The 25,418-nt window shown below is 63.3% G+C and carries 20 protein-coding genes and 1 tRNA gene; 12 read left to right on the top strand and 9 right to left on the bottom strand.

Going from position 1 to position 25,418, the window contains the following annotated elements; all coding sequences use genetic code 11:
• Nucleotides 1–79 precede the first annotated feature (79 nt).
• On the top strand, nucleotides 80–1,369 hold the full coding sequence (hemA, locus tag FP2506_RS05015; RefSeq protein WP_040489425.1) for a 5-aminolevulinate synthase: 1,290 nt from the start codon (nucleotides 80–82) through the stop codon (nucleotides 1,367–1,369).
• On the opposite strand, the gene FP2506_RS05010 is transcribed toward hemA, so the two are convergent.
• The 3 genes from FP2506_RS05010 to wrbA form a co-directional block, all read right to left on the bottom strand.
• A complete protein-coding gene (locus FP2506_RS05010) occupies nucleotides 1,366–2,421 on the bottom strand; it encodes an AbrB family transcriptional regulator (protein WP_007066323.1) in 1,056 nt (351 codons plus the stop codon). The genes hemA and FP2506_RS05010 overlap by 4 nt on opposite strands.
• On the bottom strand, nucleotides 2,418–3,587 hold the full coding sequence (locus FP2506_RS05005) for a pyridoxal phosphate-dependent aminotransferase (protein ID WP_007066322.1): 1,170 nt from the start codon (nucleotides 3,585–3,587) through the stop codon (nucleotides 2,418–2,420). Before FP2506_RS05005 ends, FP2506_RS05010 begins: the two co-directional genes overlap by 4 nt.
• Nucleotides 3,588–3,762: 175 nt before the next feature.
• A complete protein-coding gene (gene wrbA / locus FP2506_RS05000) occupies nucleotides 3,763–4,362 on the bottom strand; it encodes an NAD(P)H:quinone oxidoreductase (protein ID WP_007066321.1) in 600 nt (199 codons plus the stop codon).
• A 186-nt stretch (nucleotides 4,363–4,548) separates the two neighbouring features.
• On the opposite strand from wrbA, the gene FP2506_RS04995 reads away from it, so the two are divergent.
• Entirely contained in the window at nucleotides 4,549–5,286 is a 738-nt protein-coding gene (locus FP2506_RS04995) for a competence/damage-inducible protein A (RefSeq protein ID WP_007066320.1), read from the top strand.
• Nucleotides 5,287–5,463: 177 nt separating this feature from the next.
• Here FP2506_RS04995 and FP2506_RS04990 read toward each other — a convergent pair whose 3' ends face one another.
• Together FP2506_RS04990 and FP2506_RS04985 are read right to left on the bottom strand one after the other, a co-directional pair.
• A complete protein-coding gene (locus FP2506_RS04990) occupies nucleotides 5,464–6,399 on the bottom strand; it encodes an alpha/beta hydrolase (RefSeq protein ID WP_007066319.1) in 936 nt (311 codons plus the stop codon).
• Nucleotides 6,400–6,467: 68 nt separating this feature from the next.
• Nucleotides 6,468–7,388, bottom strand: a complete 921-nt coding sequence (locus tag FP2506_RS04985; protein WP_040489424.1) for an alpha/beta hydrolase — start codon at nucleotides 7,386–7,388, stop codon at nucleotides 6,468–6,470.
• 123 nt (nucleotides 7,389–7,511) lie between these two features.
• On the opposite strand from FP2506_RS04985, the gene FP2506_RS04980 reads away from it, so the two are divergent.
• Nucleotides 7,512–8,447, top strand: a complete 936-nt coding sequence (locus FP2506_RS04980; RefSeq protein WP_007066317.1) for a LysR family transcriptional regulator — start codon at nucleotides 7,512–7,514, stop codon at nucleotides 8,445–8,447.
• A 104-nt stretch (nucleotides 8,448–8,551) separates the two neighbouring features.
• On the top strand, nucleotides 8,552–9,049 hold the full coding sequence (gene gpt / locus FP2506_RS04975; RefSeq protein WP_007066316.1) for a xanthine phosphoribosyltransferase: 498 nt from the start codon (nucleotides 8,552–8,554) through the stop codon (nucleotides 9,047–9,049).
• Here the strand turns inward: gpt and FP2506_RS04970 are convergent.
• A complete protein-coding gene (locus FP2506_RS04970) occupies nucleotides 9,046–10,242 on the bottom strand; it encodes a sensor histidine kinase (protein ID WP_007066315.1) in 1,197 nt (398 codons plus the stop codon). The two genes, gpt and FP2506_RS04970, sit on opposite strands and share 4 nt — an antisense overlap.
• Before the next feature lie 501 nt (nucleotides 10,243–10,743).
• Here FP2506_RS04970 and FP2506_RS04965 point away from each other — a divergent pair.
• The 7 genes from FP2506_RS04965 to FP2506_RS04935 all read left to right on the top strand — a co-directional run bounded on the left by FP2506_RS04965 (nucleotide 10,744) and on the right by FP2506_RS04935 (nucleotide 22,478).
• Nucleotides 10,744–14,733 (top strand): vitamin B12-dependent ribonucleotide reductase, encoded by a 3,990-nt coding sequence (locus tag FP2506_RS04965; RefSeq protein WP_040489421.1) that lies wholly within the window; start codon nucleotides 10,744–10,746, stop codon nucleotides 14,731–14,733.
• An 83-nt stretch (nucleotides 14,734–14,816) separates the two neighbouring features.
• The gene (locus FP2506_RS18315; RefSeq protein WP_007066313.1) at nucleotides 14,817–15,056 is read left to right on the top strand and encodes a DUF2188 domain-containing protein; all 240 of its coding nucleotides are present in this window, start codon (nucleotides 14,817–14,819) and stop codon (nucleotides 15,054–15,056) included.
• A gap of 492 nt (nucleotides 15,057–15,548) precedes the next feature.
• Nucleotides 15,549–15,905 carry a hypothetical protein gene (locus FP2506_RS04960; RefSeq protein WP_007066312.1) on the top strand — a complete coding sequence of 119 codons (357 nt, stop codon included), beginning with the start codon at nucleotides 15,549–15,551 and terminating at the stop codon, nucleotides 15,903–15,905.
• Between the two features lie 374 nt (nucleotides 15,906–16,279).
• Nucleotides 16,280–16,684: an endonuclease domain-containing protein gene (locus tag FP2506_RS04955; protein WP_007066311.1), complete on the top strand. Its 405-nt coding sequence runs from the start codon at nucleotides 16,280–16,282 to the stop codon at nucleotides 16,682–16,684.
• A gap of 1,140 nt (nucleotides 16,685–17,824) precedes the next feature.
• Nucleotides 17,825–18,145: an FAD assembly factor SdhE gene (locus FP2506_RS04945; RefSeq protein WP_040489420.1), complete on the top strand. Its 321-nt coding sequence runs from the start codon at nucleotides 17,825–17,827 to the stop codon at nucleotides 18,143–18,145.
• Between the two features lie 133 nt (nucleotides 18,146–18,278).
• Nucleotides 18,279–21,797, top strand: coding sequence for a transcription-repair coupling factor (gene mfd / locus FP2506_RS04940; protein WP_007066307.1), 3,519 nt, complete (start codon nucleotides 18,279–18,281; stop codon nucleotides 21,795–21,797).
• 105 nt (nucleotides 21,798–21,902) lie between these two features.
• Nucleotides 21,903–22,478, top strand: a complete 576-nt coding sequence (locus FP2506_RS04935) for a hypothetical protein (RefSeq protein ID WP_148227470.1) — start codon at nucleotides 21,903–21,905, stop codon at nucleotides 22,476–22,478.
• 18 nt (nucleotides 22,479–22,496) lie between these two features.
• Here the strand turns inward: FP2506_RS04935 and FP2506_RS04930 are convergent, their stop codons facing one another.
• Nucleotides 22,497–23,117 (bottom strand): protein-L-isoaspartate(D-aspartate) O-methyltransferase, encoded by a 621-nt coding sequence (locus tag FP2506_RS04930; RefSeq protein WP_007066305.1) that lies wholly within the window; start codon nucleotides 23,115–23,117, stop codon nucleotides 22,497–22,499.
• Between the two features lie 192 nt (nucleotides 23,118–23,309).
• On the opposite strand from FP2506_RS04930, the gene FP2506_RS04925 reads away from it, so the two are divergent.
• Nucleotides 23,310–23,726 carry a GlcG/HbpS family heme-binding protein gene (locus FP2506_RS04925; RefSeq protein WP_007066304.1) on the top strand — a complete coding sequence of 139 codons (417 nt, stop codon included), beginning with the start codon at nucleotides 23,310–23,312 and terminating at the stop codon, nucleotides 23,724–23,726.
• A gap of 43 nt (nucleotides 23,727–23,769) precedes the next feature.
• Here FP2506_RS04925 and FP2506_RS04920 read toward each other — a convergent pair.
• Both FP2506_RS04920 and murA read right to left on the bottom strand, forming a co-directional pair.
• A tRNA-Pro gene (locus FP2506_RS04920) sits at nucleotides 23,770–23,846 on the bottom strand.
• A 187-nt stretch (nucleotides 23,847–24,033) separates the two neighbouring features.
• A complete protein-coding gene (gene murA / locus FP2506_RS04915) occupies nucleotides 24,034–25,323 on the bottom strand; it encodes a UDP-N-acetylglucosamine 1-carboxyvinyltransferase (protein ID WP_007066303.1) in 1,290 nt (429 codons plus the stop codon).
• Nucleotides 25,324–25,418: the final 95 nt, after the last annotated feature.

Below are 25,418 nucleotides of genomic sequence, written 5' to 3'. Positions count from 1 at the left end.
GCGAAGGGTTTCGCGTTTCGCGGCATGGACTTCGTGAAAACCTGGACTTAGAAATGTTCTTAAAAGGGAGTTTTGTATGATCGACTACGGGCGTCATTTTTCGGAAGCGATCGAGGCTCTGCATGCCGAGAAGCGCTACCGGGTGTTCGCCGATCTGGAGCGGATTGCGGGCCGCTTTCCGCAGGCGATCTGGCGGCCGGGAAGCGAGCATGGGGGCGAGGCGCGCGAGATCACCGTCTGGTGCTCGAACGACTATCTCGGCATGGGCCAGCACGAGACCGTCGTCACCGCCATGAAGAACACCGTCTCGGCCATGGGGTCCGGCGCCGGCGGCACGCGTAACATCTCCGGCACCAATCATCCGCTGGTCGAACTCGAGCGCGAACTCGCCGATCTCCACGGCAAGGAAGCCGCCCTCGTCTTCACCTCGGGCTTCGTCTCCAACGAGGCCTCGATCTCGACCATCGCGAAGCTCCTGCCCGGCTGCCTCATCCTGTCGGACGAGCTCAACCATGCCTCGATGATCGAAGGCGTGCGCAAGGCAGGCACGAAGAAGCAGATCTTCCGGCACAACGATGTCGCCCATCTCGAAGAGCTGCTGAAGGCCGCACCGATCGACCAGCCCAAGCTGATCGTCTTTGAGAGCGTCTATTCGATGGACGGCGACATCGCGCCGATCGGCGCGATCTGCGATCTTGCCGAAAAGTACAACGCCATGACCTATATCGACGAGGTCCATGCCGTCGGCATGTATGGGACACGCGGCGGCGGCATCTCCGAACGCGACGGCGAGGCCCACCGGATCGACGTCATCGAGGGCACGCTCGCGAAAGCCTTCGGCACGCTCGGCGGCTACATCACCGGCACCAAGGACGTGATCGACGCGGTCCGCTCCTACGCGCCGGGCTTCATCTTCACCACCGCACTGCCCCCGGCCCTCGCCGCGGCGGCCACCGCCTCGATCCGGCACCTGAAGGAGAGCCAGGTCGAGCGCGACGGCCAGCAGCGCCAGGCGACGCGCACCAAGGACGTTCTCGGCGGTGCCGATCTACCCGTGATGCCATCCGACACCCACATCGTGCCGGTCCTCGTCGGCGACCCGGACCTTTGCAAGCGCGCCTCGGACCATCTCCTCGCCAGGCACGGCATCTACATCCAGCCGATCAACTATCCGACCGTCCCGCGCGGCACCGAGCGCCTCAGGATCACGCCGACCCCGCTCCACGACGACACCCGCATCGAACACCTCAAGGATGCCCTCGTCGAGACCTGGAACGCCATCGGAATTCCGTTCGCTTCCGAACTCGGCGAGACGACCGCGCGCACCGTGGAGGTCACGTCGCTCGTCGTTTCGAAGGCTGGCGGCTAGTCGACTTCTTTCTCGCGACGAGTAAAGCGCCGTGCCAGGAACGGTACCGTCAATGCGATGAACAGGAAGCGGATTACGTGGTGCGAGGCGACATAAGCCGGATCCACGTCGAACTGGAACGCGAGCACCGTCAGCGCTTCGAGCGCGCCGGGCGCATAGGCGAGCGCCACCTTTCCAGCCTCCAGAGGCAGCGTCAGCACCGCGACGAGTCCGGCCAGCGCCGACATCCCGATCCCGATCGCAAAGCACACCACCGAGACCGGCAGCAGCTTCAAAAGTGCCCTCGGCTCGATCCCGTACAGCCGTGAGCCAATCACCGTTCCGAGCAGCACCAGCGACGGCACGGCGATGACGCTGGGCACCGAGACCGAAGACAACTCCGTTCCGTGCAGGACGGCACTGCCGAACAGTGCACCCAGCATCATGCCGCCGGGCAGCCCAATGGCTCGACCGAGAAGCGCGGCCCCGAGACAAACCGCCAATAGTAACCCGTATTCGAAGGCCGAACCGGTCTCTCCCCGTGCGACGGCGATCGCACCATCGCCGCCCTCGATCCAGGCGAGGAACGGCGTCAGCGCCCCGATCAGAAGGAGCAGCCGCGCCGTCTGTACGATGATCATGCTCTGCATGTCGGTGTCGGTGTCCTCCGCAGCCACCACCACGAAGGCGAGCGCGCCGGGCAGGCTCGCGAACAGCGAGGTCTCGTGGTTCCAGCCGAGAAGCCGGTGAAGATAGAGATATGTTCCCATCGTGATCGCCACGACGCCCACCAGCTGGATCGCGAAGGAGAACGGCCAGATCGCCAGCTGACCGATCACATCGGGCGTCACGCCCGAGCCCGCCTGAACGCCAAGAACGAAGAAGGCGAGACGCCGGAGCGACGTCGGCAGCGTCGTATCGAGACCGAAGGCGCTCGCCAGCGCGACCGCCACCATGGGCCCGAGCAGCCAGGCGACAGGCAGATCGAGGAACGCGGCAAACGCACCCCCGCCCCCTGCGACGCCAAGCGTCAGTGCGACCACGCGGATGCGGCGAAAGTCGAGCGTTCTCAAAGCGTTCGGCCGATCCAGCCGGCGATCCGGTCTGCTGCCATCTCCACCTCGTCGAGCCTGCGGTGGAAGCAGGCGCGCAGGAATTGTGTCCCCACCGGCCCGAACGCCGTCCCCGGCGCGAGCCCGACACCGGCCTCGTCGACGATCCGGAAGGCGGCCGCGCGCGTGTCCTCCACTCCGTCGATCGAAAAGAAGGCGTAGAACGCACCCGCCGGCGGCGTCAGTGCGACCCGGTTGGTCGCCAGAAGCCGATCGGCGAAGATGTTGCGCGCCCGATGCGCCCGCGCGATCTGCTCTTCGACGAAGCTCTCGCCCTCCTGAAGTGCTGCGAGTGCAGCGCGCTGCATGAACACCGCGACCCCGGAGGTCGAATACTGGATGAGATTGGCCAGAACCTCGTCGAGTTCCGCCGGAGCCTCGATCCAGCCGACCCGCCAGCCCGTCATCGCCCAGTTCTTGGAGAAGGAGTTGACGAAAAGGATGGTGTCGTCCTCCGCCATCACGTCGTGAAATGACGGCGCCCGCGTACCTGCATAGAAGAATCGGCTGTAGATCTCGTCGGCGATGATCGCCGTGTTCGTCTCCCGCGCGATATGAAGAATTGCCCTCAGTTCGTCTTCGCTCGCCGTCCAGCCGGTCGGGTTGGCCGGTGTGTTGACGAAGATCGCCCGCGTCATGGCGCTCACCGCATCGCGCACCTTGTCGAGATCGAGATGCCAGGCCCCGTCTTCCGGCCTCAGCGCGACCTCTACTGGCTTCGCCCCGATCAGCCCCGCGGCAGCCGCGAAGTTCGGCCAGGCCGGGCCGAAATAGACCACCTCGTCGCCCGCTCCCGCGAGAGCGGCGATCGAAATCTGGATCGCCTGCATCCCCGAACCCGTCACGAAGAACCGATCCGCCGATTGCGGCCGGCCATAGAGTCGTTCGACATAGCCGGCGAGCGCCTGCCGCAACTCGGGCAGGCCGCGCTGATGGGTGTAGAATGTCTCGCCCTTCGCCAGGCTCTCCGAAGCGGCGCGGGCGATGAAGTCCGGCGTCGAAAGATCGCCCTCCCCGGCCCACATGGGCAGCACGCCCTCGCGGCCGAAGGCGTGCTGCATGACCGCGACGATACCGCTCGGCGGCGCGTTGCGGGCTTCGGCGCGAAGGCGGGAAAGATGCAGCATGAGGAGGGGTCCGTCGGTCCGGCGATGCGTTCGATTGCGGAACCTGACGAACCGCGATCCGGCTCCCGCTACCCTGAAGCATCAAACTGTCCAACCCCTCGATGCTTCACACAAACGTAACCGCGGCGACCCGACGACCGCCGCGAGAGAATATCCTTCGAAAGGGATCAAAGAATCAGGCTGAAAGCTTCGCCGCAAGCTGCGCGATCCGCTTGCCCTGAAAGCGCGCGCCTCCGAGTTCGATCTCGGTCGGCTGCCGTGAACCGTCGCCGCCCGCGATCGTCGAGGCGCCATAGGGCGTGCCGCCGATGATCTCGCCGAGTTCGCTCAGCTTGTCGTAGGAATAGGGAAGACCGGCGATGATCATGCCATGGTGCTGCAGCGTCTTCTGGATCGAGATGAGTGTTGTCTCCTGTCCGCCATGCTGCGAAGCCGTCGAGGTGAAGCCGCCGCCGAGCTTGTCGATCAGCTTGCCACCGGCCCAGAGGCCACCCGTCCGATCCCAGAACGCCTGCATCTGCGAGGACATGTTGCCGAAGCGGGTCGGCGCACCGACGATGATCGCGTCGTAGTTCACGAGGTCCTCGACCTCCGCCACCGGATAGGGCGCATCCGTCTTGAAGCCGGCCGCTTCGACCACCTCCTGCGGAGCGGTCTCCGGCACGCGCTTGACGTCCACCTCGGCGCCGCCCTCGCGCGCACCATCGGCGACGGCACCTGCCATCTCTTCGATATGCCCATAACTCGAATAATAAAGCACCAGTACTTTCGCCATGCGGTCCACCTTTTCGGTTGGGATTGAAGTCCCCGGCACCTAGGCGCGGTCTTCGCTCCGAGCGAGGGCCGCAAGCCGCGACGGAACGTTGCGTCTGCGTTGACGCTGCGGTGTCCCGTCGCTGGTTGACCTTCGCGGGGAATTGTCGATCTCCCTGCCCGATCAGAAGAGAAGATGCGAAGGCCCATGACCCAAGAGAAGCCTGCCACCGCCGCCATGCTCGCCATCGGCGACGAGATCCTGTCGGGCCGCACCAAGGACAAGAACATCGGCCACTTCGCAGATACGATGAGCCTCGCCGGGATCGATCTTAAGGAGGTCCGCATCGTGCCCGACGAAGAGCCCGCGATCGTCACCGCTGTGAACGCCCTTCGCGAACGCTACGACATCGTCGTCACCTCCGGCGGCATCGGCCCGACCCACGACGACATCACGGCCGACGCGATCGGCGCTGCTTTCGGGCGTCTGGTCGGCGAGCACCCGGAAGCGGTCGCCCGCCTCGAAGCCTATTACGAAGGCCGCGGCCTTCCCTTCACCCAGGCCCGCCGCCGCATGACGCGGACACCCGAAGGCGCCAGCCTCATCGACAATCCGGTCTCGGTCGCGCCCGGCTTCTCGGTCGAGAACGTCCACGTCCTCGCCGGCGTGCCCCATGTCTTCCAGGCAATGCTCGGCAATCTCGTCGAAACACTGCCAAACGGCATGCCGGTCATGAGCCGCTCGGTGCCCTGCCCCTTGGGCGAAGGCGACATCGGCGGTCCGCTCGCCAAACTCGCCAGGGAACGCGACGGCGTCTCCATCGGCTCCTATCCCCGCTTCGCCGAAGGCCGCTACACCACCGAGATCGTCATCCGGTCACGCGACGAGACGCTGCTCGACGAAGCGGAGGCGGCGGTGAAGGCGTTGATTGGCGAGGTGTCCTGAACGCCCGGGGCGAGAAGCCTCCAGTCCGCTTTCGGATGCTGATCTCAGAGGAGAAACGTCGGTTGCCTTTAGGGAAAGCGGTTTCTTGCTGAAGGCTGACCGAGTGCTTTTTAATGAGCAGGAGAGTTTCAAACGACTGTTCCAGCAGAAGCTATCGCGCCGCTTTCGCCGGTCGGGCTATCCGGCGACATGCTTCTGAAGGAATGGCACCATTCGGTCCATCGCCAAACCCACCGGCTCGTCCTTATCGTAGAGGTCATAGTGCGACCAGCCTTCGAGCGATACGAGCTGACGGTCCCGAGACGCTGTGGCGCGGCCATAGGCCTCCATGCCGTCTCTATAGGCCCCGAAGGCGCCTACTTTCTGTCCGACGACTACCATCATCGGCTGCGTCATGAGCATCTCGATGAAGCCGAAGGCGGTCCAGCCAAGGGTGTTCTGCGCATGGCTGAAGAGCATGCGGGTCGCTCCTCCGGGTTCTTGGCCGCGGGGCGTCTTGTAGTAGTCCGTCGCCTCGGAGACGTCCCGCTCCGTCATGCCGGCCTCGGTCGCCGCCTCTGGACTTGCGGGCAGGAGTTCGTTCACCTGGAGTTCGCCGCCGCGCGCCTCTTTTGTGCGCTGCTCGGCCATGGCTTCTAGCGCGCCGATCGGGTCGTAGTCGCTGAAGCCTTCGCGGAACAAACGGCCGATGTCCACCGGCGTAATGCCGACCACTGCCTTGATCCGCTTCTCGGTCAGCGTCGCATTCAGGATATATCCCCCGCCGCCGCAGATGCCGATCGCCCCAATCCTGTCGGCATCGACGTAAGGCAGCGTGACGGCGTAATCGATAACGTGGCTGACGTCCTCTACTCGCTGGGTCGGGTCCTCGACCCAGCGCGGTTCGCCGCCGGACTCGCCCTGATAGCTAGCGTCGTAGGCGATGACGACGAAACCCTGGTCGGCGAGCCGCCTGCCGTAGACCGCGCTCGATGTCTGCTCCTTGCAGCTGCCGAACGGATGGACGCTGACGATGGTCGGGTACCGCTTCCCGGGATCGAAGCCGGGCGGGGTGAGGATCAGCGCGGCAATCTCCCACGCCATATCGTCGTTGCGAAATCGGATACTTTCCATGAGAACATTCCTTTGAACGAGGGGCGGTGGCGCGTTCCCGGCCGCACCACCGGTCAGGTTGCGGGCGCTCACGCGCCGAGCTTGTCCTTGAAGAATGGCGCGAGTTCACCCACTGCCTCGGCGACCTGTCCCTCGCCGTCGTAGAGCTGCATGTGGTTCGAGCCCTCGACCACGTGGAACCGCTTGTCGGTGCTGGCGGCGCGTTTGAACAGGTCATCGCTCATCCATTTGCTGCCGGCATCCGAACCCGCAATCACCAGCAACGGCTGGGTCAGATAGGCCTCGGCCTTGTGATAGGCATCGTAGGGGATGATCTGCTCAAGGCTGCGCGCCGTCATATAACCGGGTGCGGTGGGCTGTTCGGCACGAGGCGTGTGGTAGTACTCCCACGCCTGACGCAATTCCTCGTTGGGAGCGTCGGCCTCGTTCATCGGCGCCAGCGGGAAGCGGGCCGGTTCGCCGCCCTGCGCATCGGCCGTGCGTGCATCTGCGCCTATTTGGATCACGTCGCGCGCGTCCTTGTCGGCGATCTCGTTCGACCAGCCGTTCCGGAACATCTGGCCAATGTTCACGGCGCTGACCGTGCCGACAGCCTTGATGCGGGGATCGTTGATGGCGGCGTTCGCTGTGTAGCCGGCGCCCGCGCAGATACCCATCGCACCGATGCTATCGGCGTCGATGAAGGGCAGCGTCGTCAGATGGTCGACGACGGCGCTGACATCCTCCGTGCTAATATGCGGGTTCTCAAGCTGGCGCGGTGCACCGCCGCTCTCGCCCTGATAGGAGCGGTCAAAGGCGATTGTGACGAAGCCATGCTCAGCGAGCTTCCTCGCGTAGGTTCCCGCCGTCTGTTCCTTCACGCCGCCGCCGGGATGGGAGACGACGATGGCCGGATATCTCTTCGTTTCGTCGAAGCCCTCCGGCATCTCCATGATCGCTGACATTGTGATCGTGGCGTTGTTGCTGTTGCTGAAAGTGACCTTCGTCATGATCGGATCCTCCATCTCGGTCTCGATGCCGCAACCATTTTGCAGCGATGAAGCAAAGGTAGACGTGAAGAGATCGTTTGATTAGATGGATAATACTGTATGGGCCTATAAGCTGGGTGATGAATGCGACGGGACGACCTAGCCGACCTCGCAGCGGTCGTGGCTGTGGCTAGAGCCGGCAGCTTCACGAAGGCGGCCCGAACGCTTGGCCTGTCGCAGTCGGCGCTCAGCCAGATCGTTTCGCGGGCCGAGGCCAGGTTCGAACTGCGGCTCTTGACCCGAACCACCCGCAGCGTCGCGCCTACCGAAGCTGGCGAACGGCTTATCGCGGCGCTTGGCCCAGTGCTGGACGATCTGGACGCAGTGGTGGCGTCTCTTCGAGACCTGCGCGACAACCCGTCGGGCACGATCCGGGTCACGGCAGTCGAGCATGCCGTCTGGACCATCCTGAGACCCGCGCTTGCCACGATTCTTTCCGATCATCCGAACCTCAACGTTGAAGTAACCCTCGACTACGGCATCGCCGACGTCGTCGCCGATCGCTTCGATGCAGGCATCCGCCTCGGCGGCGAGGTGGAAAAGGACATGGTCGCCGTCCGCGTCGGCCCCGATATCCCCATGGCGATCGTCGGCTCCCCCGCCTACTTCGATCGACATCCGCAGCCGCTCGAGCCCTTTGATCTCCGCCATCATCGCGCGATCAATCTGCGCCTTCCGACCAGCGGCACGGTCAATCCCTGGCGTATGATGGAAAGCGGTCGGGAGAGCCGGGTGCGGGTAGAGGGGCAACTTCAGTTCGGCGCGCTCGCACCCATCGTCGATGCAGCACTCGATGGCCTCGGTCTCGCCTACGTCCCACGCGACATGGTGGACGAACCGCTCCGCACCCGCCGGCTGATCAGCGTCCTCGATTCGTTCACGACAGACCTGCCTGGCTATCACCTTTATTATCCGAGCCGCCGACATGCATCCGCCGGCTTCCGGCTCTTCGTCGAAACGCTGCGCTACCCAAGAAAGGTGAAAAAGTCCGCTTTCAGGACTTCGGCGCAAACTGATTAGTGGGCGCGCTGGGTCGGATGCGGCTACTTCCACTAATCCGGCTTGCCCCGTAGCACCGGAGTGACCTATTCGCTTCTCCGACAATCCCAGCCGGAACCATCGCCATGTCCGCCACCGAAAAATCCTTCCCCGTCTCGTGGGACCAATTCCATCGCGATGCGCGCGCCCTTGCCTGGCGGCTCTCCGGCATCAATGGCGACTGGAAGGCGATCGTCTGCATCACCCGCGGCGGGCTCGTGCCGGCGGCGATCATCGCGCGCGAACTCGGCGTGCGGCTGATCGAGACCGTCTGCGTCGCCTCCTATCACGAGTATTCCGAGCAGGGGCAGCTCAAGGTGCTGAAGGAGGTTTCGGCCGAGCTGACCGCCGACGGCGGCAAGGACGTCCTCATCGTCGACGATCTGACCGACACCGGCAAGACCGCCCGCATTGTGCGCGAAATGCTCCCCGAAGCCCATTTCGCCGCCGTCTACGCCAAGCCCATGGGCCGCCCGCTGGTCGACACCTTCATCACAGAGGTCAGCCAGGACACCTGGATCTACTTTCCCTGGGATCTCGGCCTCACCTTCCAGGCGCCGATCGGCCGCGAAACGCGAGGCTAGACGAAACGCGTCTCCAGCATTGGCGGCATCAGCCGGAAGCGCATCTCGATCGTCAGTGCATCCTCGGTCAGCGTCCGCTCCATCGTCCCGCGGAGCTGGTTCGAGACGAGGATCTTCAGGAGTTCCGAACCGAAGCCCGTCCGATTGTCGGCGTCTGCGTCGGGGGATACGCCATCGAGCGCCGAAAGCCCGCTCTCTTTCCAGGTGAGTGTGAACATCCGCCCGTCGTCCACGGTCTCGCACCGCCATTCGACGACGAGATGCCCGTCGCCGTCTTCTGCCCGCAAAGCGCCGTGCTTGACCGCATTGGTCGTCAGTTCGTGAACGATCATGCTGACGAAGACCGCTTCGTTCGGCGCGATGGCGACTTTCGGTCCCGCCTTTTCGTACTGTCCGGACGCCGAGAACGGCGACAATTCCTTGTCCAGCATGTCGGCGAAGTCGACGCTTCCGCCGGACTGCTGCGCGATCAGTTCCTGCGTCGAGGCGACGGTCGAGATCTTGTCGATGATCTCGAGCTTGAGCGGAATCAGCCCCTCCTCGCGCATCGATAGCGAGATGACGGCCTGGACGATGGAAAAGGCATTGCGCGTGCGATGCTGAAGTTCGCGCGCGACCAACGTGATCTCCTTTTCCGCCGCCTGCCGCTTCGCGACCTCGAAATGCAGCTCGATCTGTTGCGAGACGAGTTCGGCGAGATCCGCGGCTGTCGCGATCTCGCTCTCGGTCCACTCCCGTCTCACATGGTCGATACCGCAGAGCGAACCGATCACCCCCCCTGTCGGCAGGCGGATGGGCGTCCCGATATAGGCGACGATGTCGAGAGCTTCGACCGACGGATTGTCCTTCAGCCGGTCGTTGGAGCGGACATCGGAAACGACCAGTGGCCTGCCGTCGGCGACCACATGCCGGCACAGCGAATGGCTGATGGGTGTCTGCCGATCGGTGGCCAGCGGTTCGGGAAGTCCGACCGCGCTCTTGAACACCTGTCGGGCCGGCTCGACGAACGAGATGTATGCGACCGGCACGCTGAGAAACCGCGCCGCGAGACGCGTGATGCGATCGAATTCCACCTCCGGTTCCAGCCCGAGGACGCTCCAGTCGATCAGCCTGCCACTCCTTCCCTCTGAGCCTCGTCTCTGCTCGGCCCCGCGAGAGGCCCTGCCGTCCCAGTAAAGACGCACCGCAACCATTTGGAAACTTCAAAAACAGTGAGGAGACTAGGCACCGGCCTTGATGGCGGCTTTGCGACCCATCCCGGTCCTGCAAGCTATTCCGCATCTTGCCGGTAAAACCTTCAAGGCGGCCCGGTTGCAACAGCGAAGCGAAGCGCCGCGATTGTCCACAGGGTTTTCTTCAAATGCCGATTACCGTGGAGAGCCGATTTTCGTGAATTGCCCGAATCGCTTGCCTTCCATAGCTTCTGCCTGACGACGCGTCGCTGGAGCCGAAATCGGACCGCCTGAACAAGCGGTGTAAAAGCGCCTCACTCGATGGCCGGCGCCTGATTTCAGACTCGCTTAAGCTTTCTCCATACACTATATATGGTGCTCGCGATCTCGCGATCAGGCAAATCTTGTAGCAGCCGTCGGACCTGACTTATCCGACGGGCTGGCTTCGGGGCTCTTTTCAGCCCGCCTGTAGCGAACCGCGATCACACGAGGAAGACTCTACGGGGACGGGCTGCCATGGGCATGAAGATCGAACGCCGCTACACCAAGGCTGGCGAGAGCGCATACGAAAGCATCGAATTCCGCAAGGCGACGAGCGAGATCAAGAACCCCGACGGGTCGATCGTCTTCCGACTCGCCGATATCGACGTGCCGGCCCAGTTCAGCCAGGTCGCCTCGGATATCCTCGCCCAGAAATATTTCCGGAAGGCCGGCGTCCCGGCCCGCCTGAAGAAGGTCGAGGAGAACGACGTCCCCTCCTTCCTCTGGCGCTCGGTTCCCGACCAGGACGCGCTCGCCTTGCTCCCGGAAGATGAGCGCACCGGCTCCGAGATGGACGCGCGCCAGGTCTTCGATCGCCTCGCCGGCACCTGGACCTACTGGGGCTGGAAGGGCGGCTATTTCGAGAGCGAGGACGACGCCTCGGCCTTCCGCGACGAACTCGCCTACATGCTCGCCACCCAGAAGGTCGCCCCGAACTCTCCGCAATGGTTCAACACCGGCCTCCACTGGGCCTATGGCATCGACGGCCCCGGCCAGGGCCACCACTATGTCGACTTTCAGACCGGCGAGCTCCGCGCCTCGGATTCCGCCTACGAGCACCCGCAGCCCCATGCCTGCTTCATCCAGTCCGTCGGCGACGACCTCGTCAACGAGGGCGGCATCATGGATCTCTGGGTCCGTGAAGCGCGCCTCTTCAAGTACGGCTCCGGCACGGGCTCGAACTTCTCCTTCCTGCGCGGTGAAGGCGAAAAGCTGTCCGGCGGCGGCAAGTCCTCCGGCCTCATGTCCTTCCTGAAGATCGGCGACCGCGCGGCCGGCGCCATCAAGTCGGGCGGCACCACGCGCCGCGCGGCCAAGATGGTGGTCGTCGACATCGATCACCCGGACATCGAGAACTACATCAACTGGAAGGTCCGCGAGGAGGAGAAGGTCGCAGCCCTCGTCACCGGCTCGAAGACCGTCGCCAAGAACCTCAAGCTCATCCTGTCGGCCTGCGTGAACTGCGAGGGCCCGGAAGGCGACTGCTTCGATCCGAACAAGAACCCGGCTCTCAAGCGCGCCGTCAAGGACGCCAAGAAGGCGCAGGTTCCGGAGAATTACGTCAAGCGCGTCATCCAGTTCGCGCGGCAGGGCTTCACCGATATCGAATTCCCCGTCTACGACACCGACTGGGACTCCGAAGCCTATCTCACCGTCTCCGGCCAGAACTCGAACAACTCCGTGTCGCTCACGGACGACTTCCTGCGCGCCGTCGAGAACGACGAGGAATGGAAGCTCATCCGCCGCACCGACGGCAAGGTCCACAAGACCGTGAAGGCGCGCGAGCTCTGGGACCAGATCGGCTATGCCGCCTGGGCCTCGGCCGATCCGGGCCTCCACTTCAACACGACGATGAACGACTGGCACACCTGCCCGGCGGCGGGAAAGATCCGGGCCTCCAATCCGTGCTCGGAATACATGTTCCTCGACGACACGGCCTGTAACCTCGCCTCGCTGAACCTTCTGCAGTTCGTCGATGCCACCAGCGAGGCCAAGCGTTTCGACACCGCCTCGTTCGAGCACGCGACGCGCCTCTGGACCATCGTCCTCGAGATCTCCGTCCTCATGGCGCAGTTCCCGAGCCGCGAGATCGCCCGCCTCTCCTACGACTACCGCACCCTCGGCCTCGGCTTCGCCAATATCGGCGGCCTGCTCATGTCCGGCGGCATCCCCTACGATTCCCGCCATGGCCGCGCGATCTGCGGCGCCATCTCGGCGCTGATGACCGGCATCGCCTACAAGACGTCCGCCGAAATGGCCGGCGAGCTCGGCACCTTCCCGGATTACGAACGCAACGCCGAGCACATGAGCCGCGTCATCCGCAACCACGCCCGCGCGGCTCACGGCATCGCCAACGGCTACGAGAAGCTTGCCGTCGATCCGGTCCCGCTCGACCACGCCTCGCTCGCCGACAAGCGCCTCTCCACTCGCGCCAAGGCGGCCTGGACCGAAGCCGTCGAGCTCGGCGAGAAGTTCGGCTATCGCAACGCCCAGGTCTCGGTCATCGCGCCCACCGGCACGATCGGCCTCGTCATGGATTGCGACACCACCGGCATCGAGCCCGACTTCGCTCTCGTGAAGTTCAAGAAGCTCGCCGGCGGCGGCTACTTCAAGATCATCAACCGCGCCGTACCCGAAGCCCTGCGCACCCTCGGCTATTCCGAGGCGCAAATCGCCGAGATCGAGGCCTATGCAGTCGGCCACGGCAATCTCAACCAGGCCCCGGCGATCAACCCCGGCTCCCTCAAGGCCAAAGGCTTCACGGACGAGCTGATCGGCAAGATCAACGACGCCCTCACCTCGGCCTTCGACATCAAGTTCGTCTTCAACCGCTATACGCTCGGCGATGATTTCATGCGCCAACTCGGCGTTTCGGACGAGCAGCTCGCCGACTTCACCTTCGAGCTCCTGCCGCATCTTGGCTTCTCGAAGAAGGACATCGAGGCCGCCAACATCCATGTCTGCGGCGCGATGACCCTCGAAGGCGCACCGCATCTGAAAGCCGAGCATCTGCCGGTCTTCGACTGCGCCACCCCGTGCGGGCGCATCGGCAAGCGCTATCTCTCCGTCGAGAGCCATATCCGCATGATGGCGGCCGCCCAGCCCTTCATCTCGGGGGCCATCTCCAAGACCATCAACATGCCGAACGAGGCGACGGTCGAGGATTGCAACGCCGCCTACATGCTGTCCTGGAAGCTCGCTCTGAAGGCCAACGCCCTCTATCGCGACGGCTCGAAGCTCTCGCAGCCCCTCAACGCCTCCCTCATTGCGGACGAGGACGACGAGGACGACACGGTCGAGGAGGTCGCGGCGGCTCTTGCCTCCGCCCCGGCAACCGAGCAGGCGACCCAGATCGCCGAGCGCATCGTTGAGCGGGTGGTCGAACGCACCGTCGAAAAGGTGGTCCGGGACCGCGAGAAGCTGCCGAACCGCCGCAAGGGCTACACCCAGAAGGCGATCGTCGGCGGCCACAAGGTCTATCTCAGAACCGGCGAATTCGACGATGGCCGTATCGGCGAGATCTTCATCGACATGCACAAGGAGGGCGCCGCCTTCCGCGCGATGATGAACAACTTCGCCATCGCCATCTCGCTCGGCCTGCAGTTCGGCGTGCCGTTGGAGGAATATGTCGAGGCCTTCACCTTCACCCGGTTCGAGCCGGCTGGCATGGTGCAGGGCAACGAGGCGATCAAGAACGCCACCTCCATCCTCGACTACGTCTTCCGCGAGCTCGCAGTCTCCTATCTCGGCCGGCACGATCTCGCCCACGTCCAACCGGAGGAGTTCTCAGCCTCCACCGTCGGGCGCGGCGTCGAGGGCGACAAGCCGACCCCGCTGCCGATCTCGTCCGGCATGGTGCGTGGCCAGACGTCAAAGTTCCGTCTCGTCTCCTCCAACGAGGCACAAGGATCGCTGAAGGATGGCGGCGCGAAGGATGGCGCTCCCGGCAAGGCAGCCGTCGCACCGACGGCGAAGGCAGCGGGCTCCGAGACCGGCGGTACCGTCGCCCAGATCGGCACCAGGCCCGGCGCGGTCGCAGCGGCGAAGTCCGCCGGCCCCGTCGCCGTCGCCTCGTCCGCGCCGCGGTCGATCGCCTCGCAGGGCAACCAGGCGACCGCCTTCAAGCGCGACTACGAGCAGGCGCCGCTTGCGGAACCTGCTCCGGTCGCCGACGCCTCGCCGGCACAGGGCCTGTTCGACCAGCCGGTCGCCTACCCGGCCTCGGACCGCGACCGCGGCAACCTCGCCCCCGAGCGCGCACCTGAGGCCCGCGACACGAGCGGAGAAACGGCCGCCACCGCCAGCACCGTCGCCCCCGGCGCCAACGCGTCGGCCGGCGAACGCCGCGCCGTCGCGATGATGAAGGGCTATACGGGCGACTCCTGCACCGAATGCGGCAACTACTCGATGGTGCGGAACGGGACGTGCTTGAAGTGCGACACGTGCGGCAGCACAAGTGGGTGCAGCTGAGGTCAAAACAAATTCACGGGCGGAGTCCGCCCGTGAATACTTAGGGGAACAAAATAGAAACTGAAATTTTAGGAACAAGAAAGATGCGTGATAAGAAAAACTACCACGTAGTACCGTCCAGCAAAGGTGGATGGGATGTAAAGCGAGGGGGCTCACAGCGAGCAAGCGGACACTTCGACACGAAGACCCCCGCGATGTCGCGGGCTCGAGAGTTAGCCCAAAAAGCTGGCGTAGAAAGGGTCGAACATAAGCGCGATGGTAAGATCCGAGATTCGGACAGCTACGGAAATGACCCATGTCCACCACGGGATCGCGTTCGGTGACAATTATTCACAGGTCAAAGACAGACCGTCAAAAATAGACGTGTAAGGAAGAGATGTGCACGACATAGAAACAATGCGTCGTGCCGGCGGCAACCGGCACGACGCTCTTATCACAAATCAACCCACCCAGGATCAACTTATGACAAATGTTGTAGCTCTCGACGATTATCGTCGAAAGAACTCTAACGAACGATTACGGAATGGCTTTTCGCCTACTCCTCGCGCAAAATTCACTGTCGCATACCTCCACGTCGGTCGCTCGACCACGGGAGAGCTGATCTCAATGCGCATCTTTAACGACGGGACCGTCCAAGATTTCCTCGTGCCTGGAAGTCGACCGACGCAAATTCACGCTTTCACGTGACTTCGGACAGGTAGTTCGATTCTCCCAAGCAAGTCAATTCATAGAATGTCGACTGGCGGGAGTTTTCCCCGCCTGTTGGCCTCTAACAACACAGAAATCGCTCGAATAGATTTTCGGAAGGTTAACCTATGACGGGAACCCAGGCGACACAGGTCGGCGAAATCGTCCAAGTGACGAAGGCCGCACTGAAATCCACATCCGTTAGGCAGCGCTTTGGCGGAGAAAACTGGCTCCTGAACGGGCCGGGTTCGATATACGGCTCCGATGCGGGTCGAGATTTAATTTTCACTCATTCATCCGCACTTTTTCAGATTTTGAAACGCAAAGCGGAAGAGCGGAAAATGAAACACGAGTTGCATCTGCCGCGATGCGGTGATGAGGCTCGCGAGGCGATCATCAAGCAGCTGAAAGTTGAATTTCCCGGCATCGAGATATCAAACGCAGGAAATTCTCTCACACTCAGTTGGGAGCATCTGCTTCTTTAAGTGAACGGGCCTAACCCTTGAAGCGAAATTGGGGTCAGGCACCCTCTCCCCCCTTGAGGGGGAGAAAGCCATTCCAAGGAATTGGGCCGTGCGCAGCACGGACCAAACCTTGAGAATGGCAAGAGGGGGGTCTGCGATCTCCCCTCCCTACGAAACCCAGCCGAACCCCCGAGAACCCCTCTCTTGCAATTTCTAGCGTTTAGCGCCTGCGGCGCTAAGCCGAAGAAATTGCTTTCTCTCCCTCAAGGGGAGAGAGGGCGCACGTCGCACGTTCTCGGCATCCAAACTCGATTTTCGCTTGCTGCCTCGATCCCGCTTCACGCGCTCCATGCCATCATCTACGATCGCAAGATCGACACTCGGAAGATGGTCCCATGCCGTCCCATCGCGACATCGAGCCGGAGCATCGCGGCTATGCGCGGCGCATGCGCAAGATGCCGACCGATGCGGAGCGCATGCTCTGGCATCGCATCCGGGCGGGCCGCCTGCCGAACCTCAGATTTCGCCGGCAGGTCCCGATGCTGGGCTACATCGCCGATTTCGTCTGCCACGAAGCCCGGCTGATCGTTGAACTCGATGGCTGGCAGCACACCGGCCTTTCCGCCAACGCCGCCCTTGACCGCAAGCGCGACGCCGCCTTCGTCAAAGCCGGCTATTTGACGCTTCGCATCGAAAATGACGACGTGATCGAAGATGTGGACGCAGTAGCGAAAATCATCGCCGCGATCGCTAGAGAGAGGATCGCACAAGGAGCGCCGCGCACCCCTCTCCCCCCTTGAGGGGGAGAAAGTCTTTTCGAAGGCTTAGACCGTGCGAAGCGCGGGCTAAACTTCAGAAAAGACAAGAGGGGGGTCCGCGATCTCTCCTCACCACCGAAACCAAGCGGACCCCCGCAAACCCCTCTCTTGCGATTTCTAACGTTTAGCGCCGGTGGCGCTAAGCCGAAGAAATCGCTTTCTCTCCCTCAAGGGGAGAGAGGGAACTTGCAGCACTGCCTCGGCAAGATGCCGAAGAGGGACGATCGCTGTCTCCTCCTTCATCATCCCGGCCTCCGAGCGCGCATGGCGCCCATTCCTGAGGCCCCGCATCCCCACGGTGGGTGGCGATGCCACGATCATCTGTGCCGAAAGCGAAGAGGAATGGATCCCGGGTCAAGCCCGGGATGACGACCGTCTCTAAGCCTTACGCCACAGCAAAGCCGTCGCGACCCAATAGAAATCTTATCCCCACCCGCCAAACCCCCGCGCATACTCACCCTCGCCAATCGCTTCCGAGGGGCACGGGTGATCGCCGGGATCGCTCTCGAAGCGGTTGGTGCGGTGTCTGCGGCATCGTCCCTTCCGGAGGGGCGCGCGTTCCGGACGTCTCGCGGCCCCGTTGGCTCCTCGTTCACTATGGGACGGGCGTGGATCGGTCCACTTGAACCCTTTTCACAAGGGTGAAACGCCAACAGCCGCCGATCGTCGGACCATCAGGTCTGCGGCAAGCCTGCCGTCCGCCTTCGCACCCGACGACCGGTGCGAACCGCCGACGGACCGGGCTTTACCGCAGAACCGGGACCGGCGAACGGCGCAGCGAGTGCGACAAATCCCGCGCGGAGCGCCGGAGGCGAGCCGATTATCAGGAAACTGCCTGGAGGGCCCGCCTCCGGCGCTTCGCCGCCCTTTTCGACAGGGGCGGACGGGAATGCGACATCGCCAACGCCTCGGCTCGAAACGAGCGCGGGAACGCCTCCGCACGCCCTTTTTCGATCGTTCGCAAAAGCTGCAAGGCGCTGCCGGTGCGCACCGGACATGAGTGTCGGACCCGGGCTCGAATCTGGCCCCCTCTCGCAGGCAACCATTGCCGAGCCATTTGTCCTCGTCGCGGATCACCCTTATCTGGGCACGCAGATCAGCAAGCGACGAGGCCGTAACGCCATGAGAACCGGTTCCGAACGATCATCGGAAGATCTCGATACGCGCCGCAAGAAGGCGCTGTTCCGCTCCTGGCACCGCGGTACGCGGGAGATGGATCTCGTCTTCGGTCGCTTCGCCGATGCCGAGATCGCGACCCTCTCGGACGAGGACATGGATCATTACGAGGCGCTGATGCTCGCGCCCGATCCGGAAATCTTCAAATGGGTTTCGGGCGAAAAAGCCGTCCCCGGCAATTACGACACGCCGGTGTTTCGCCGCATCAAGGAATTCTACACGCGGTTCGACGTCGAGAACCTGTCGCTTGCAGAAAAGGGAGCATGACGCTCGGGCGGGAGACTGCCCGGCAGCAATGACGCACCGCACGGCATCCGCCCTTGAACCGCGCGGCGCAAAGGGCCATTGAAGCGGCACGCAAAGATATTCCCCTTTCGATCCGCGACGAAGACGCCAGCCGATGAACCTTCCCGAACCCTTGAAGCGCGCCCTGAAAAAGGGGGGCGGGCTCGAAATCGGCAATGTGCTCGACGGCACCGAAGCCTTTCTGCTCGCCGAAATCGCACGCGATCGTGGGGGCAAGAAGCCGATCGTCTTCGTGATGCGCGACGGCACGCGCATGAGCGAGTTGGAGGACGCGCTGCGCTTCGTGCAGCCGGAACTTCCCGTCCTGACCCTGCCGGCCTGGGACTGCCTGCCCTACGACCGCGTCGGCCCCTCAGGCGAAGCCGCCGCGCGCCGCTTGTCGGCGATGGCCTCGCTCAACGCGCTGCGGCAGAACCCGCACCGGGCGGTCATCCTCACGACGGCGAACGCACTACTCCAGAAGATGCCGCCCGCCGACGTTCTGGCCCGCGAGGCGATCAAGGCGGAAGCCGGCGGTTCGGCGCGGATGGACGACATCGTCGAGGCCCTATCGCGCGGCGGGTTCGAGCGGGTGGCGACGGTGCGCGAACGCGGTGAATTCGCGGTGCGCGGCGGCATCCTCGATCTCTTCGCGCCGGGCTCCGAAGAGCCCGTGCGCCTCGATTTCTTCGGCGACACGCTGGAAACGATTCGCGCCTTCGATCCGGCGAGCCAGCGAACGACCGAGCAGAGAAAGAGCTTCGAACTCGCGCCCGTCTCGGAAGTGTCGCTGACGAAAGAAACGATCAGCCGGTTCCGGTCGAACTATGTGAAGCGCTTCGGCGCTGCCCAACCGGGCGATGCGCTCTATGCGTCGATCTCCGAAGGCAAGCGCTTCGCCGGCATGGAGCACTGGCTCCCGTTCTTCTACGAGAGCGTCGATACGCTGTTCGACTACTGCGACGGCTTCCCGATCGTCCTCGACCATTTGACGATGGAAAGCGTCGCCGAACGGCGCGCGGTAATCGAGGACCATTACGAGGCGCGGAAGCGGACCAGCGGCGAGAACGCCGCGAAGAGCGCCGAGGGTGTAGTCTACAACCCGGTCGAGCCGGCAGAGCTTTACCTGACCAACGACGAGCTGAACGGCGCACTGGCGATCGCCGATCCGATCCGCTTCTCGGCCTACGGCTCGGCCGAGACGGGCACGCGGGAAGTCTTCAATCTCGACGTCTCGCGCGGCCGCAACTTCTCCGCAGAGCGACAGGCGGAGAACACCAACGTCTTCCAGGCGGCGGTCGATCACATCTCGAACGAACGGGCGAACGGCAAGCGCGTCGTGCTCGCGGCATGGACGGAAGGCTCGCGTGATCGGCTGACCCAGGTGCTCGAAGAGCACGGGCTCGGCCAGATCAAGCCGGTGCAGAACCTGAAACAGGTCCGCGAGGCCCCGAAGAATTTCGTCGTGACCGCGATCCTCGGCATCGAAGCCGGGTTCAAGACGCCGGACATTGTGGTGGTCGGCGAGCAGGACATCCTCGGCGACCGGTTGGTGCGCCGCTCCAAGCGGAAGCGGCGCGGTTCGGACTTCATCTCGGAGGTCTCGGGGCTCGACGAAGGCGATATCGTGGTTCACGTGGATCATGGCATCGGGCGCTTCGTCGGCCTGAAACAGATCGAGGCGGCGGGCGCGCCGCACGACTGCCTGGAACTTCGCTATGCCGGCGACGACCGGCTGTTCCTGCCCGTCGAGAACATCGAGCTTCTCTCGCGCTATGGCGGCGAAGGCACCGAGGCGACCCTCGACCGGCTGGGCGGCGGAGCTTGGCAAGCGCGCAAGGCGAAGCTGAAGAAGCGCCTTCTCGACATGGCGGACGGGCTAATTCGCGTCGCGGCCGAACGCGCGATGCGCGGCGCGCCGCAGCTGAACCCGCCCGAGGGATTGTTCGACGAATTTGCAGCGCGCTTCCCCTATGAGGAGACCGACGATCAGGCCAACGCCATCGATGCGGTGGTGGACGATCTTGCCGCCGGCAGGCCGATGGACCGGCTGATCTGCGGTGACGTCGGCTTCGGCAAGACCGAGGTCGCCCTGCGTGCAGCCTTCGTCGCGGCAATGAATGGCTTGCAGGTTGCGATCGTGGTGCCGACGACGCTGCTCGCCCGTCAGCACTTCAAGACCTTCGCCGAGCGCTTCCGCGGCCTGCCGCTCAACGTCGCCCAGGCCTCGCGCCTTGTTTCTGGCAAAGAGCTGGCAGCGACGAAGAAAGGTGTGAAGGACGGCACCGTCGACATTGTGGTCGGCACCCACGCGCTTCTCGGCAAGGGCGTCGAGTTCAAGAGCCTCGGCCTTCTCATCATCGACGAGGAGCAGCATTTCGGCGTCAAGCACAAGGAACGGCTGAAGGAGTTGAAGTCGGACGTCCACGTGCTCACGTTGTCGGCTACTCCGATCCCGCGGACCTTGCAGTTGGCCCTCACCGGCGTGCGCGAACTTTCGCTCATCACCACGCCGCCAGTGGATCGCATGGCCGTGCGAACCTTCATCGCGCCCTTCGATCCACTGGTGGTGCGCGAGACGCTGCTGCGCGAACGCTATCGCGGCGGTCAGAGCTTCTATGTCTGCCCGCGTGTCTCGGACATTGCCGGGGTGAAGGAATTCCTCGACGATCAGGTGCCCGAGCTGAAGGTCGCCGTTGCCCACGGTCAGATGGCGGCGAGCGAACTCGACGACATCATGAACGCATTCTACGAGGGCCAGTACGACGTGCTGCTCTCGACGACCATCGTCGAATCCGGCCTCGACGTGCCGACGGCGAACACGATGATCGTCCACCGCGCGGACATGTTCGGCCTGTCGCAGCTCTATCAAATCCGGGGCCGCGTGGGTCGCTCGAAACAGCGCGCCTACGCCCTGATGACGATCCCGGCGAACAAGACGCCGACCAAGGGTGCGGATCGGCGGCTCAAGGTGCTTCAGTCGCTCGACACCCTCGGCGCGGGCTTCCAGCTCGCGACCCACGATCTCGATCAGCGCGGCGCCGGCAATCTTCTCGGCGACGAGCAGTCCGGTCATGTAAAGGAGGTCGGCTACGAGCTCTATCAGCAAATGCTGGAAGAGGCGGTCGCCGAAATGAAGGGCGCAGAGCCGGAGACGGCGGGCCAGTGGTCGCCGCAGATCGCCATCGGCACGGCGGTGATGATCCCGGAAAGCTACGTTCCCGATCTCCAGTTGCGCATGACGCTCTATCGCCGTCTTGCCGAACTCACCGAAATCCGCGAGATCGACGCCTTCGGAGCCGAGCTCATCGACCGGTTCGGGCCAATGCCGGACGAAGTCGAGCATCTCCTCAAGGTGATGGTCATCAAGGCGATGTGCCGGAAGGCGAATATCGAGAAGCTCGATGCGGGTCCGAAGGGGCTCGTCGTGCAGTTCCGCGAAAAGACCTTCGCCAATCCGGCGGCGCTCATCCGTTATATCTCCGAGCAGGGGTCGAGCGCGAAGATCCGGCCCGATCAATCCATCGTGCTCATCCGCGACTGGCCGACGCCTCAGAAGCGACTGAATGGAACCGCCACGATCGCCAGCCAGTTGGCGAAGATGGTGGACGAGGGCCAGAAGCAGGCGGCGTAATCAACGGGCTGAGTCGATCCTGACACGTTCAGACACGCCTCAGCTTCGGTCGATTAGACCGGCCCCAAACGCGCGTCTTACGGCGAAGAGGAAGAAGCGATGCGAATGAAAACGGTACTGGCGATCTCGACTGTCTCGATCGGTTTGGCAGCAACGCAAGCGCCAGCCCAGACAACGAACGCGCCGGCTGCTGCCGCACCGGCCGCCGAGGCGATGACAGCCGCCACACCGTTGACGCCCGCAATCCTTACCGAGCGACTCAACGCCTCCGACATCTGCACACCGCTGACACTCAACATCAACGACATTACCAGCCTCTTCGGCGTGGCGATCCCGAGCATTCTGCCGATCGATCCCAATCTTCGCTGGGATCAGAACGCACACAGCGTCGAGAACTTCGTCGCGAACGAAGGCTCGTTTGAAGCGACGATTAATATTGGGTGCCAGCCCTCGTCCAACGGCGTGATCCTCGAATTCCTGGGCCTCACCGCCGACAAGCTGCGGCTTCCAGGCCGTGCGCTCTGCGCCGGGGCGTTCGGCGAAACCGGCGAACTGGTCGGCAACGACTGCACGATCGAAGGCCGTATCGTACCATACGTGGCCAAGACCATCGATCTGGAAGGGCGCGTCGAACGCGGGCTGACGACCGAAATCCCTGCGGCGGGCGAGACGCCTCAGTAAAGGCCCTGCGAGTATATCTCAGTCGGAGACCAAGGGAACAAAGCTTACCATTGCAAGGCTTTCCTTCTCGATCCCCGAAACGCTCCGGGTGAGGCGCAGGAGATGCTGACCCATCAGGATCGAGCCGACGGGAATCAACAGCCGTCCACCTTCGGCAAGCTGACTGGTAAGCGCATCCGGGACCTCTCCGGCCGCTGCAGCGACAAGAATGACATCGTAGGGCGCGTGCTCCTGCCATCCCGCGCTGCCGTCCCCGACGCATGTCGTGATATCGAGACCGAGATCGTCGAAACGGTGTCGAGCCCGGAACGCGAGGTCCGCGTCCCGTTCGATCGAGAAGACCTTCGTCCCCATTTCTGCGGCAACGGCTGCGGCATAGCCCGAGCCGGTACCGACATCGAGCACGCGCTGACCGGACTTCAAATTGGCGGCTTGCAACATGACCGCGACCATGTAGGGCTGCGAAATCGTCTGACCGTTGCCGATGGCGAGCGGCTGGTCTTCGTAAGCGAGATCGCGGAGCGCTGCCGGAACGAAGCACTCGCGCGGGACTTTGCCAAGGGCATCGAGCACCGCCTCATCGCGGATCGCGCGGGCAGCGAGCTGGGTCTCGACCATCGCCCGGCGTTTTGATTCCATTCTCGCTTGATCGGTAGGCGGCATCGAAATGATCCTGTCGCTTCTCCCTTTCGAACCAGCCACTCGACCTACCTGGCGTTTCTTGTCAGAATCGTCGAATTTGCGTCTCTCAGCACTTCCATCATTGACTTAGCGGCGGAAGCGACAGGTTTGTCAGATGTACACTGATCATCGGTTGGAGGAAGCAGAAAAATGAACACGCGCGATACCAAGACTCTCACACATCAGGCCGCGCTCGCCATGCTGAAGGCGGGAATCGAGAAGGCCGACGAGATCGGTCAGCCGCAATGCATCGTCGTGGTGGACGCTTCCGGCGAGACGATCGCCGAGGTGCGTATGACCGGTGCGAAGTTCCTGAGCCGGAAGAGCGCGCTAACCAAAGCTCGGACCGCCGCCTCGAACCGCGCGCCCTCCGGCAATGTGCCGGATCATATGCGCCCCCATCTGGAGCTCGCGACCCAGCTCGGCGTCACCGGCCTTCCAGGCGGCCTGCCGATCGCATTCGGCGGCGACGTCATCGGCGGCATCGGTGTCGGTTCGGGTACCGGTGAACAGGATCTGCAGGTCGGCCGGGCGGGTCTCGCGGCGATCGGTGCGGACGAGTTCTGAGCGACGTCGACCGCGTTCCGAACATCCCAATTTTCTCAGAAAATGGTCGGAGCGAGAGGATTCGAACCTCCGACCCCTTGGACCCCATCCAAGTGCGCTACCAGACTGCGCTACGCTCCGTCGCGGCGACAGGTAATCCGTTGTGCGCTCAGACGCAAGTACGCATTGGCGTTTGACACTCACTGCGCCTGTTTGGTTTCGAACGCTATAAAAGTTCGTCGACGACAACGCCATCCCGCGGCCACGCCACAGGGAAAGCGCCTGCTCACCGCCAGGTTTCTTTAAGCCGGATCAGCTGGCGAAGAAGTCAACTGGAGATGCGATCGATGTCGGCGCCGCAGGCAGTCAACTTTTCTTCCAGACGTTCGAAGCCGCGGTCGAGATGATAAACCCGATGCACTTCAGTCTCGCCTTCGGCTACGAGGCCCGCGATGACGAGTGAAACGGAGGCGCGCAGGTCCGTGGCCATCACTGGCGCCCCTTTCAATACCGGCACGCCCTCGACCTTCGCCGTCTGGCCTGACAGAGAGATTTTTGCGCCGAGCCGCGCGAGCTCCTGCACATGCATGAACCGGTTCTCAAAGATCGTTTCCGTGATGTGCGAGGTGCCATTGGCGCGCGTCATCAATCCCATGAACTGGGCCTGCAGATCGGTTGGAAAGCCGGGAAACGGGTCGGTGACGACGTCGACAGGCTGAATGCCGCCGCCATTGCGCGTCACATGGATACCCTCTGGTGTATCCCGGATGCTCGCACCGGCATCTTTGAGAGCGCCAAGCGCGGTATCGAGCAGAGCTGAGCGCGTGTTCGTCAGCGTCACTGCGCCACCGGCCATTGCAACAGCCATCGCATAGGTACCGGTCTCGATCCGATCAGGCAGCACGGCGTGCCGGGCGCCGGACAACTGGGAGACGCCTGTGATTGTGATAGTCGCCGTGCCTGCTCCCTCGATACGCGCGCCCATGGCGTTGAGGCAATTCGCGAGATCAACGACTTCCGGTTCGCGAGCAGCATTCTCCAGTACCGTTTCGCCCTTTGCGAGGCTCGCCGCCATCATGAGGACGTGGGTCGCTCCGACCGAGACCTTGGGGAAAACGAACCGGTCGCCGACGAGGCCACCCTTGGCGTCAGCGATCGCATAGCCGCCTTCGATTTCGATAGTCGCGCCGAGCTTGCGCAGGCCGTCGATGAAGAGGTCGACAGGGCGCGTCCCGATGGCGCAGCCTCCTGGGAGCGAGACCTTCGCGCGTCCCATTCGGGCAAGGAGCGGTCCAATCACCCAAAAGCTCGCACGCATCTTCGAAACCAACTCGTAGGGTGCGACGGTGTCGACGATATTGCGGGCGCTGAAATGGATTGTCCGCCCGCTCGCCGTGCTCTGCCCGGCGCGTTTGCCGGCGACCGTGTAGTCGACGCCATGATTGGTGAGGATGCGGATCAATTGCTCGACATCGGCTAGATGCGGCACGTTCTCAAGCGTCAGTTGATCATCAGTGAGCAGCGAGGAGATCATCAGCGGAAGCGCCGCGTTCTTGGCGCCAGAGATCGGAATCGTCCCGTTGAGCGGATTTCCGCCGCGTATGCGAATTCGGTCCATGTGTCGGTTCTGCCCACTGATGTCGATGAATGATCAAATCCAGCGGTTCCTACACCAGCACCGATGCGATCACAAACATTCGATCAAGTCATGGT

Source organism: Fulvimarina pelagi HTCC2506, assembly GCF_000153705.1.
Taxonomy (GTDB): domain Bacteria; phylum Pseudomonadota; class Alphaproteobacteria; order Rhizobiales; family Rhizobiaceae; genus Fulvimarina; species Fulvimarina pelagi.
The sequence above is the reverse complement of the archived record's forward strand: the minus strand, read 5'-3'. Positions and strand labels throughout refer to the sequence as shown.

Coding starts and splice junctions, on each gene's coding strand:
- FP2506_RS05005 (WP_007066322.1), bottom strand. CDS start 3,587: ATGCTGCATCTTTCCCGCCTTCGCGCCGAAGCCCGCAACGCGCCGCCG.
- wrbA (WP_007066321.1), bottom strand. CDS start 4,362: ATGGCGAAAGTACTGGTGCTTTATTATTCGAGTTATGGGCATATCGAA.
- FP2506_RS04995 (WP_007066320.1), top strand. CDS start 4,549: ATGACCCAAGAGAAGCCTGCCACCGCCGCCATGCTCGCCATCGGCGAC.
- FP2506_RS04990 (WP_007066319.1), bottom strand. CDS start 6,399: ATGGAAAGTATCCGATTTCGCAACGACGATATGGCGTGGGAGATTGCC.
- FP2506_RS04985 (WP_040489424.1), bottom strand. CDS start 7,388: ATGACGAAGGTCACTTTCAGCAACAGCAACAACGCCACGATCACAATG.
- FP2506_RS04980 (WP_007066317.1), top strand. CDS start 7,512: ATGCGACGGGACGACCTAGCCGACCTCGCAGCGGTCGTGGCTGTGGCT.
- gpt (WP_007066316.1), top strand. CDS start 8,552: ATGTCCGCCACCGAAAAATCCTTCCCCGTCTCGTGGGACCAATTCCAT.
- FP2506_RS04970 (WP_007066315.1), bottom strand. CDS start 10,242: ATGGTTGCGGTGCGTCTTTACTGGGACGGCAGGGCCTCTCGCGGGGCC.
- FP2506_RS04965 (WP_040489421.1), top strand. CDS start 10,744: ATGAAGATCGAACGCCGCTACACCAAGGCTGGCGAGAGCGCATACGAA.
- FP2506_RS18315 (WP_007066313.1), top strand. CDS start 14,817: ATGCGTGATAAGAAAAACTACCACGTAGTACCGTCCAGCAAAGGTGGA.
- FP2506_RS04960 (WP_007066312.1), top strand. CDS start 15,549: ATGACGGGAACCCAGGCGACACAGGTCGGCGAAATCGTCCAAGTGACG.
- FP2506_RS04955 (WP_007066311.1), top strand. CDS start 16,280: ATGCCGTCCCATCGCGACATCGAGCCGGAGCATCGCGGCTATGCGCGG.
- FP2506_RS04945 (WP_040489420.1), top strand. CDS start 17,825: ATGAGAACCGGTTCCGAACGATCATCGGAAGATCTCGATACGCGCCGC.
- mfd (WP_007066307.1), top strand. CDS start 18,279: ATGAACCTTCCCGAACCCTTGAAGCGCGCCCTGAAAAAGGGGGGCGGG.
- FP2506_RS04935 (WP_148227470.1), top strand. CDS start 21,903: ATGAAAACGGTACTGGCGATCTCGACTGTCTCGATCGGTTTGGCAGCA.
- FP2506_RS04930 (WP_007066305.1), bottom strand. CDS start 23,117: ATGGAATCAAAACGCCGGGCGATGGTCGAGACCCAGCTCGCTGCCCGC.
- FP2506_RS04925 (WP_007066304.1), top strand. CDS start 23,310: ATGAACACGCGCGATACCAAGACTCTCACACATCAGGCCGCGCTCGCC.
- murA (WP_007066303.1), bottom strand. CDS start 25,323: ATGGACCGAATTCGCATACGCGGCGGAAATCCGCTCAACGGGACGATT.